Origin of the sequence: Acinetobacter lwoffii (assembly GCF_024129355.1) — a bacterium.
Taxonomy (GTDB): domain Bacteria; phylum Pseudomonadota; class Gammaproteobacteria; order Pseudomonadales; family Moraxellaceae; genus Acinetobacter; species Acinetobacter lwoffii_I.
In genome coordinates this window covers 1-9572 of record NZ_JAMXXP010000056.1, presented here as the reverse complement: position 1 = coordinate 9572, position 9572 = coordinate 1, and the positions used below count along the sequence as shown (strand labels likewise).

The 9572-nt window shown below is 42.3% G+C and carries 12 protein-coding genes and 1 tRNA gene; 6 read left to right on the top strand and 7 right to left on the bottom strand.

Features of this window, described 5'->3' with window-relative positions; genetic code table 11:
* Positions 1–699 precede the first annotated feature (699 nt).
* Both NI468_RS15500 and NI468_RS15495 read left to right on the top strand, forming a co-directional pair.
* Positions 700–776 (top strand) — tRNA-Ile (locus NI468_RS15500).
* Between the two features lie 671 nt (positions 777–1447).
* Positions 1448–1684, top strand: coding sequence for a hypothetical protein (locus tag NI468_RS15495; protein WP_034438286.1), 237 nt, complete (start codon positions 1448–1450; stop codon positions 1682–1684).
* Positions 1685–1691: 7 nt separating this feature from the next.
* On the opposite strand, the gene bioB is transcribed toward NI468_RS15495, so the two are convergent.
* The 3 genes from bioB to queG all read right to left on the bottom strand — a co-directional run bounded on the left by bioB (position 1692) and on the right by queG (position 4257).
* Positions 1692–2693, bottom strand: a complete 1002-nt coding sequence (bioB, locus tag NI468_RS15490) for a biotin synthase BioB (protein ID WP_253102567.1) — start codon at positions 2691–2693, stop codon at positions 1692–1694.
* A gap of 133 nt (positions 2694–2826) precedes the next feature.
* Positions 2827–3030, bottom strand: coding sequence for a hypothetical protein (locus NI468_RS15485; RefSeq protein WP_004278929.1), 204 nt, complete (start codon positions 3028–3030; stop codon positions 2827–2829).
* A 132-nt stretch (positions 3031–3162) separates the two neighbouring features.
* On the bottom strand, positions 3163–4257 hold the full coding sequence (gene queG / locus NI468_RS15480; protein ID WP_253102569.1) for a tRNA epoxyqueuosine(34) reductase QueG: 1095 nt from the start codon (positions 4255–4257) through the stop codon (positions 3163–3165).
* A 23-nt stretch (positions 4258–4280) separates the two neighbouring features.
* On the opposite strand from queG, the gene NI468_RS15475 reads away from it, so the two are divergent.
* On the top strand, positions 4281–5738 hold the full coding sequence (locus NI468_RS15475) for an NAD(P)H-hydrate dehydratase (protein ID WP_253102565.1): 1458 nt from the start codon (positions 4281–4283) through the stop codon (positions 5736–5738).
* A 10-nt stretch (positions 5739–5748) separates the two neighbouring features.
* A complete protein-coding gene (locus NI468_RS15470; RefSeq protein WP_004278926.1) occupies positions 5749–6021 on the top strand; it encodes an acylphosphatase in 273 nt (90 codons plus the stop codon).
* 3 nt (positions 6022–6024) lie between these two features.
* On the opposite strand, the gene ruvC is transcribed toward NI468_RS15470, so the two are convergent.
* Entirely contained in the window at positions 6025–6570 is a 546-nt protein-coding gene (ruvC, locus tag NI468_RS15465) for a crossover junction endodeoxyribonuclease RuvC (RefSeq protein ID WP_004278925.1), read from the bottom strand.
* 125 nt (positions 6571–6695) lie between these two features.
* On the opposite strand from ruvC, the gene NI468_RS15460 reads away from it, so the two are divergent.
* Both NI468_RS15460 and NI468_RS15455 read left to right on the top strand, forming a co-directional pair.
* Entirely contained in the window at positions 6696–7262 is a 567-nt protein-coding gene (locus NI468_RS15460; RefSeq protein WP_005247360.1) for an FxsA family protein, read from the top strand.
* A 117-nt stretch (positions 7263–7379) separates the two neighbouring features.
* The gene (locus NI468_RS15455) at positions 7380–8018 is read left to right on the top strand and encodes a LysE family transporter (protein WP_253102563.1); all 639 of its coding nucleotides are present in this window, start codon (positions 7380–7382) and stop codon (positions 8016–8018) included.
* Here the strand turns inward: NI468_RS15455 and NI468_RS15450 are convergent.
* The 3 genes from NI468_RS15450 to NI468_RS15440 form a co-directional block, all read right to left on the bottom strand.
* Positions 8002–8208: a hypothetical protein gene (locus tag NI468_RS15450; protein WP_253102561.1), complete on the bottom strand. Its 207-nt coding sequence runs from the start codon at positions 8206–8208 to the stop codon at positions 8002–8004. The genes NI468_RS15455 and NI468_RS15450 overlap by 17 nt on opposite strands.
* Positions 8209–8352: 144 nt before the next feature.
* A complete protein-coding gene (locus NI468_RS15445) occupies positions 8353–8598 on the bottom strand; it encodes a hypothetical protein (RefSeq protein ID WP_253102559.1) in 246 nt (81 codons plus the stop codon).
* Positions 8599–8877: 279 nt separating this feature from the next.
* On the bottom strand, positions 8878–9572 hold a 695-nt coding region (locus NI468_RS15440; protein WP_253102557.1), incomplete at its 5' end, for an FAD-dependent oxidoreductase.

Here is a 9572-nt window from a genome sequence, read left to right as displayed (position 1 = left end):
GTGCCATTGAAAAAATATAGAAATCAAAAGAGCTTAAAGGAGGATTTTAAGTATTTAAAACCAATTTTTCAAATGAGGACACGCCCTAGTAGATACAAAAAAAGTCTTAAAATGATGAAAAAATGACTATCCAGAGCACACTTTAGTTATTAGACTTTTGTCGAAGAAGAAGACTGATACATGTCTTTTCTATTTTCTTATTCTTTCTACTCTGAGATTGAAAAGTATGACGTACATGACAGGCTTCGTAGTCTCCCTATTGATTTTTGCGCTTATAATTGTATGGTCTTTGATCGAAATTAAGCAGGATTTACATAAAGACGAAGAAATGAAGTCTGAATTCTAGTCATTCTATCTTCTTTAGTTCTAGGCTATTCCTTTAACATTGCTGCCTGAGTAATAAAGAATTTTGATACCTTATAGATATACTAAGACCTTAAATCTATCAGTTTTACGCTTAGTAAACCGGATTAAATTCAAGATACAGGCTCATTTATCTTAAATGATGCAGCATGTATCTCATTTTTCTATATGCCTCCTATACTGAAGTCTTAAGTAACTGAAATTTTGGCCAAGACTAGTCGCTTATGATTGCTGCCTAAATGTTCAAGCAGTTATAAAAGCACTTGTCTTTCCAAAAAATCTTAGCTAGTATTCATGACGCCTGAACTTATTGATAAATAAAGTTTTCAGCATATAGGGCCTATAGCTCAGTTGGTTAGAGCAGCGGACTCATAATCCGTTGGTCGACAGTTCAAGTCTGTCTGGGCCCACCATATAAAACAACCCCTTACGTGCATTAATCGTAAGGGGTTTTTTGTTTTTGGATATTATGAAATCTGAAGTAAGCAATTCACTTAATTGATCGTCGTTCTTATCTCGAAGGACTTAAAATGGGTTGCCTCCACTGATAATGAACTTTTCTGGTTTGCCTTTCAATAAAGATTCTTCGTTACCAGCTTAATAAAAAAGCATCTCCCTCAGATATTACTTTTGTTATCTAGATTCCATAAACATCCTCTTTAATCAAAAAAAAAGTTCATATTTATGAAATAATTGTGATGTAGTTCAAAGAATATCTGCAAAAAAAGTGAAAAGTAGATGAAATGCATTTTACAACTGAAAAAATTATGCTAATTAATATGAGATGATTTTTTAGTCAAAAATCATGATGTTTCAGGACGGAATATCTTAAGAAGCGTATTAAAAAAATGATTAAACAGGAGTTTCAATGATGCTTCAGCTTTTAAGAAAATTGTTTTGTTTGCATATTTATGAATATGAGCAAATGCAAGAAATCGGGGAACACAGGGAGTGTCGTAAGTGCGGTACGAATAAGGACTAAAGTTTTTACAAGAAAAGTGAGCAATGGCTCACTTTTTTTATGCTTGTCATGGGCTAATTTCCGTTAAAATTAAAGGGAAATTTCAACACGATAAACAGGAATATGAGCAAAGATTTTCATGCAGATACCTATATCGTCGACAGCAACCTGGCAGATACGCTGCACTGGCTCAGCCTGCATCAAGATAGTTATGACTCCTTTAGCTATGATGCAGTCACGCAAGCGCTGATGGTGCATCATGCCAATGGAGTAGATCAAATCCGAGTCGGAGATTATCTGAATGCCCGTTATGGCATTTTAATTACTGCACATAACTTTTCTGCGAGTTCATCAACTTAAACAGTGATTAACTTGCCATTGCATCTGTAGCCAGACTGCGAACACTCGGTTTTGGCTGTTCTGCAACTAAACCTAATTTTGAAAAAAGTTGCTGATCCCGGCCTTGGGATGTATTAGGGGTCGTCAGCAGTTTTTCACCAGAAAAAATAGAATTGGCACCGGCCATAAACGCCAAAGCCTGATCCGAATCGCTTAAGGATTCGCGGCCGGCAGAAAGGCGAATATAACTTTTAGGCATTAGCAAGCGTGCCACGGCAATGGTCCGAATCCATTCAATCACATCCAATTTTTCTACATCTGCCATCGGTGTGCCTTCAATCGGCACCAACATATTAATCGGCACAGATTCCGGATGAATCGCCAAAGTTGCAAGTTCATACAATAAACCAATCCGGTCATCACGGCTTTCACCCAGACCCACAATACCGCCGCTACAGACTTTCATACCCGCCTGACGCACATGATCCAGAGTATCCAGACGATCATCAAAGCTACGCGTGCTGATGATATGTGAATAGTATTCACGAGAAGTGTCCAGATTATGGTTGTAATAATCCAGTCCTGCATCTTTCAAGCGTTCAGCTTGCGATCCATTTAGCATCCCCAGTGTCATGCAGGTTTCCAGACCGAGTGCTTTAACTTCACGTACCATTTCCAGCACATAAGGCATATCGCGTTCATGCGGGTTGCGCCATGCAGCCCCCATACAGAAGCGTGAACTTCCTGAGGCCAGCGCCTGTTTGGCTTCCTGAATCACTTTATCCACAGCAATACGTTTTTCAGCTTCCAGTTTGGAATCATAATGCGCTGATTGTGAACAGTATTTACAGTCTTCAGGACATTTACCGGTTTTAATCGAGAGCAGGGTACTCACCTGAACGGTATTCGCAGTGAAATGTTCACGATGAACCTGTTGCGCCTGAAATACTAAATCCATTAAAGGCTGCTGATAAAGTGCTTGTATTTCTTCACGTGACCAATCATTACGTACCGCATCACTACTGTTCATCTCTTTCCCTATCTATGCTTATTTATCATTCGGTTCATCTTAATAAAAATAAGCTTTTGCTTCACTAGCAAAATATGACCTTATATAAATGGCAAAGCCCACACGAGGTGAGCTTATTTTTTCAGTTGCCAGATTATTTATTACTGTGATTTCCATGAATATCCTGGCCATGCAGATCACTACGGTGCTGCTTGTTAAACACGCGCTGATCCTGTTCATGCTGATTGTTTTTTGGGGAATTAATCGGGCCATGTTGCGGCTGCTGCTGTTGTTGCTTCTGCTGGTCATGCTGAAGCTGCTCAAGCAGTTCTTGATTTGGATTTTTTGATGACATCATCTTTCCTCCACTTCATTCTTCATTTCTGACTATTTTTATTTATGCCATAGTCTGAAACACGGGTGTGTAAGGCTTTTAAGTGAAACTGTGAATCTAGGTAAAGTTGAAATATATTTTAATAGTGAGAGAAAATTAGCTGGATTTTGCCAGTTGTTCTTGAACGGCCCAATCGATATGTACCTGCACAATTTCATCATGCTGATCACGCTGTTGTTGGAGTGCCTGAATAATATGCCCATCAAAGGGCGCATTGCCCAAACCAATGGCGATATTGCGCATAAAGCTTTGATAACCCGTACGACGCATCGGACTGCCTTCAGTCGCACTTAAAAAGGTGGCTTCATCCCATTGCCATAAATCCAGTAAACTCATCTGATCCAGACCATGACGCGGATGAAAATCCTCTATCGAGGTGACTTGGGCAAAACTGTTCCAGGGACAAATCAGTTGGCAGTCATCACAACCAAAAACACGGTTGCCAATTCCGCGTCGTAAATCTTCTGGAATAATGCCTTTATATTCGATCGTCAGATAGGCGATACAGCGTCGTGCATCCAGCATGTACGGTTCGACAATGGCTTGAGTCGGACAGATGTCGATACACGCAGTACAGGAGCCACAATGTTTGGTCGCCGGTTCATCAAAGGGCAGTTCCAGTGAAGTAAACAGTTCACCCAGTACAAAGAATGAGCCTGATGTTTTATGAATCAGCAGGGTGTGTTTACCTGTCCAGCCCATGCCGGCACTTTCAGCCAGCGATTTTTCAAAAATGGGTGCAGAATCCGCAAAAGGACGTGATTCAAAATCTCCGATTTTTCCCCGGATTTTTGTCGCCAAGGTTTTCAGGCGACCGCGCATGGTTTTATGATAATCCCGGCCACGAGCATAACGCGCGATAATGGCAGAGTTGGGTGCATAAGGGATATAACGTGGTTCTGGTGCGTCGACCAGATAATCCATACGCACACAGATAATGCTACGTGTGCCGGGAACCAGTAAGGCGGGATTGGCACGTTTTTCCAGATTCTCTTCCAGAAACTTCATGTCACCATGATAACCACGATCCAGATATTCCTGTAAGCGTGCTAATTCTGCTTGAGCATCTGGTTTGGCAATGACACAATCAGAAAAACCCAATTCTAAAGCCTGCGCTTTAATCCATGCTTTTAGCTCGGCTGGATCTTGTTGATAAACTTTAATTTGCGCTTGAGAATCGGGAGTTGCCATAAACCAAAGACAGGGAATAAGAAATGCAGCAACAAGTTTACCATAGCCGTGATCTACAAGCATGGGAGCAGCGCTGGTTTCAACAGCAAAATAGTTCCTACGGTTTAATGCAACAAGTCGCCTGGGGGATTAGTCAGCGGCTGATCACTTTATTTTCCCAGCAAAAAATAAAAAAAATCGCTGTCTGCTGTGGTCAGGGTAATAATGCCGGCGATGGCTATCTTGTGGCCAAATATCTCAAACGGGCGGGCTTCAGTGTTGATATTTATGCAGTTGAGTTGGGTAATTCCAAAGATTTAGCATCGGCTGTGCAGGAAGCTCAGCAAGCTGGCTTGCAGCCTTATTCGCATTTTGATTTTCAATCTGAATGTGAGGTCTATATCGATGCATTATTCGGAATTGGTCTGAACCGTCAGCTGGACTTTGACTGGCAAAATGTTATTCAAACGATCAATCAGCAAACTGGATTAAAAATCTCAATTGATATTCCGAGTGGATTGGATGCCAATACAGGCCAGCCTTTGCCTGTTGCGATTAAAGCTGACTACACTTTCACGGGTTTAGGGCTTAAGGCAGGACTGTTTACCGGACAAGGCAAAGAATATGCGGGCAAGATCGAACTGATTTCTGCTATCCCGACAGATACTGAGCTTCAACCAATTGCTTGTCTTTCATCACATCAGATTCAATTGCCGAAGCGTGAAGCCTTTGGTCATAAAGGCAGTTATGGTCATGTCTTGGTTGTAGGTGGTCATGCCGATATGGGGGGGGCAGTGATCATGGCTGCTGAAGCAGCATTTGCTGCCGGAGCGGGTAAAGTGACGATCGTTTGTGATGCAAAACACCACACCGCGATTTTGTCACGTGCGCCAAATATTATGCTGCGTGATATCAATCTTTTAACTCAGGAGCAACGCCAAGCACTGATTCAGCAGGTCGATGCAGTCTGTTTTGGCATGGGATTAGGTCGTGATTCTTGGTCAGAGCAACAATATACAGCTTGGTTTGAGCTGACTCAGCAATCTGATCTGGAGGTTGTTTTGGATGCGGATGCCTTATGGTTTCTGGCCAAGCAGCCTCAAGTTTTGAATTCCCAGACTTATGCCACACCACATCCAGGAGAAGCTGCAACTTTGCTAGCATGTAGCACTGCGGAAGTTGAAATGGATCGGATTGCAGCCATTCATGCCCTGCAACAAAAATATCAGGGACAGTGGGTGCTAAAAGGTTCAGGCAGCCTGATTCTGGAAGAAAGGCTTTACATCTGCAATGCCGGGAATGCCGGTATGGGAACTGGCGGAATGGGGGATGTGCTGGCCGGCATGATTGCCAGTCTAAAGGCGCAATTTGCGCAAAAAATTTATTTGCATGAAATTGTGACGCTGCATGCACTTGCAGGTGATGAACTGGCCAAAAATGGCGAACGTGGCTTGCAGGCACAGGATATGAAACATGCGATTTATCAGGTCGTGAATCGCTAAGGAGAATAGTGTGCCAGTCATCAAACTGAATATTTCAGGCCAAGTTCAAGGAGTCGGATACCGTTACTGGTTTGCCGAGCAGGCTCAGGCGCTTGGACTGAAAGGATATGTGAAGAACTTGAGCACAGGTGAGGTGGAGGCCGTTATTGCTGGAACAGACTCCCAACTTCAGGAAATGATTACACGAAGTTGGAAAGGGCCTGCTCGTGCAATCGTACAAGCGGTTATTCAAGAGTATCTGGAATCTGAGCTAGATGCTCAAGACTTTATAATATTGCGTTAAACCTTATCGACGACGGCTACTGACGCGACTCCGGCCGCGTGCCATACCACCCAACGCATTCAATACCGCCATTTTACTCATACTGCCTGAGGCGTGGGCATGACAAATAGCAGCAGCTAAAGCATCGGCGGCATCCTGCTGCGGTTTGATGCTGAGTTTTAGAATATTCATTACCATCATCTGCACCTGTTCTTTATCCGCAGCGCCATAACCCACTACCGACTGCTTGATCTGGCGCGCAGTATATTCAGCGACTTTCAAATCCAGATTGACCAGTGCCGCAACAGCAGCACCACGGGCCTGACCGAGTTTTAAGGCAGAATCCGGATTTTGTGCCATAAAGACCTGTTCTACCGCAGCTTCAGTGGGACCATAAAATTTTACAATGCGCTCCACGCCGGCAAAGATCCGTTTTAAACGTTCAGGCATTTCTGTCGTTTCTGTTCTGATGGTGCCGGCATCAACAAAAGTCAGTTTGGAGCCGTCTTTTTCGATAATTCCGTAACCGGTTAAACGAGAACCGGGGTCAATCCCAATAATTAATGACATGCCCGCACTTTAAAAATAGAATAATGCCCATATTGTTACATAAGCGTATCAAAAAAGCTTGATCCTGATGAAGCAGTTGATTCCAGCATCCTATTATTTATTTTACTGAGATTAGATTAATTTTCATGAAATTATTTCTTATTATCCTTGCAGGCTTAATCCTAGAAGTATTTGTCTGGATTGGCGTGGGTGACCTCGTCGGGAGCATGTGGTACGTATTTTTCTGGTTTGTGGCCGCATTTTTTATTGGTATGAATCTGATCCGTAAATACTCGGCCGGTGTAATGCCACAAATGCAGCAAATGCAGATGGGACAGATGAGTGCAGATCCTGCATTAACAGGAAATTTACCTAAAATTCTGGCAGGTTTCTTTCTGCTTATTCCTGGATTGATTACCGACGTATTGGCAGTATTGATGCTCATTCCAGCGGTTCAGCAGGTTTTTAAGGCTGCTATAATGAAAGCGATGATGAAACGTCAGCAACTCATGATGGAAAAAATGATGGGTGGCATGATGGGCGATATGGGTGGTGCACAAGGCCAGAACCCATTTGCCGAGATGATGCGTCAAATGCAGGATATGCAAAATCAGCAATCAGGTCGCGGTGATTCCAACATTATTGATGGTGAAGCACGTGAAGTGAGACCTGAGGCCAAAAAAATTGAAATGAAAGATATCAATCCAAAATAAATGTTTTATTTAAAAAATTCTATTTAAGCCGAATCTGATGATTCGGTTTTTTATTGGAGCTTTCTAATCTCTTTGAACAAACGTTATAATATATTTTTATAAATTTACCTTATTTTAATGTCTCTGCTTTTTACGATCTGTCTCCTGCATTTTGTTGCTCAACTCAGTCCCGGTCCCGATATTTTGCTCATTGCCAAAAGTGCCGCATCTACCACACGCCAGAATGCCTTGAAAATTATTGCAGGGATCTCTGCCGGTATTGTGGTTTGGGTAGTACTGACACTTGCGGGTTTTACTGTGTTAATTGACCAGTTTCCATGGATCCAGCACGCCTTAATGCTTTTGGGTGGCATATTCTTGGCTAAAATGGGATGGGCCATGTTAAAGGGTGGTGTGCATAGCTTTAAAAATGGACATCAGACCGACGACGATACAAATGGACAGGTGCAAGCTAAAAACTATTTTATGTTGGGCTTATGGACCAATCTTTCTAATCCCAAAACACTGATCTATTTTAGTAGCGTATTTTCACTGGCCTTAAGTTCGTCTGCTTCCGATTATTTGAAAGCACAGTTAGCGGTAATTATTCCCTTGCAGACTTTTATCACCTTCACTTTATTGATGCTGTTGATTTCCCAAACAAAAATTAAAACCTTGTACCAGCGTTCGGGGAGTTATATTGATATGATTTCAGGTGGACTATTTCTGCTATTTGCGTTGTGGTTATGGTATGACGCACTTATTCTGATGAATTAAGGGGTATATCTTCATTTAATGCTGGAGAAGTTAGTGAGGTCGGGGCAGGAAAGGCTGAGTTGTCTGGTGTTTTAAGCGCCGTTTGATAACGATTAGGCTTTAAGGTAGTTTCAGTATTTTCAGAGCCTTGATAACTGCGGCTACGGTTGGCGCGCTCACGCAATCCACCTTTTTTAATTAACTGAACCATGGCACATCTCTCATTCAAATCCACAACTATTGTAAATCAAATCTGGATTTGATGAGGCTATTTTCCGCATAGCTATTTGAATTATTCAAGAGTAATAAAAAGACCTGTTTGAACCAACAGGTCTTTGTTGTGAGATGAATGAAATTAGCGAAGTCTTTTATCTTCTTCTTTTAAAACGTCGAGTAGAGAGTGTTGTACTGGAACTTCTTGTTGTGACTGTACATACAAATGCACCACTTTAAACACAATTGCTGTAACGAGGCAGGCTACTAGACACAAAACCCAAAAACCAAAAGGGCTGCGAATATGATGTGAGCCGCAGCTTGAGCATGATTTTTCTGTAGAGTCGACTACTTTTTCACAGCAGGCACAATGATATTGATACTGCATTGTTCTTCTCCCAGGATGTTATCCTTTTTATTCTTCGATCATGAAAGATGATTTGTCGCTCTATAATAGGAGAGCTTTTCTGGGCTGGCAAGACGAGATTGCCGACAATTACATAGTATCTATATAGGGTAAAAATTAATTACATGACTAAGATCGTATCAAGAAAATGATCAAACGATTCATTATCTGAAAAATATAGTTGAATCTAAAAAGATAATGACAAAATCAATTAAAAATAAAGCCCGCATCAAGCAGGCTTTATTTGAGCTAGTCTAAAACTTACTGTACTGAACGGATGATGTAATCAAAAGCAGACAATGACGCCTTGGCACCTTCACCGGTGGCAATGATGATTTGCTTGTAAGGCACTGTGGTACAGTCACCTGCAGCAAACACACCTTTGACATTGGTTTCATTACGGTCGTTAATCACAATCTCGCCACGGTTGGTTAGCTCAACAGCTGTTTCTTTTAAGAAATCAGTGTTTGGTAACAAACCAATTTGTACAAAGATCCCTGCAAGTTCAACTGTATGCTCTTCATCTGTGGCACGGTCTTTGTATTTCAGACCGGTCACCTGTGCACCATCACCCAGCACTTCAGTCGACAGCGCATTCTTGATCACGGTGGTGTTCGGCAAGCTGTTCAGCTTGTCTTGAAGCACCTGATCCGCACGAAGCTTGGTATCAAATTCCACCAGCGTTACATGCTCTACAATCCCTGCCAGATCAATCGCGGCTTCCACACCCGAGTTACCGCCACCAATCACCGCAACACGTTTACCCTTGAATAAAGGACCATCACAGTGCGGGCAGTAGGCTACACCACGAGTTTTATATTCCTGCTCACCTGGAACATTCATCTCTCTCCAGCGTGCACCGGTCGACAGAATCACGGTTTTTGATTCCAGTTTGGCACCATTCTCTAACGTCACTTCCACCAGACCATTGGCTGTTTCATCAGCCCCTTTGATAT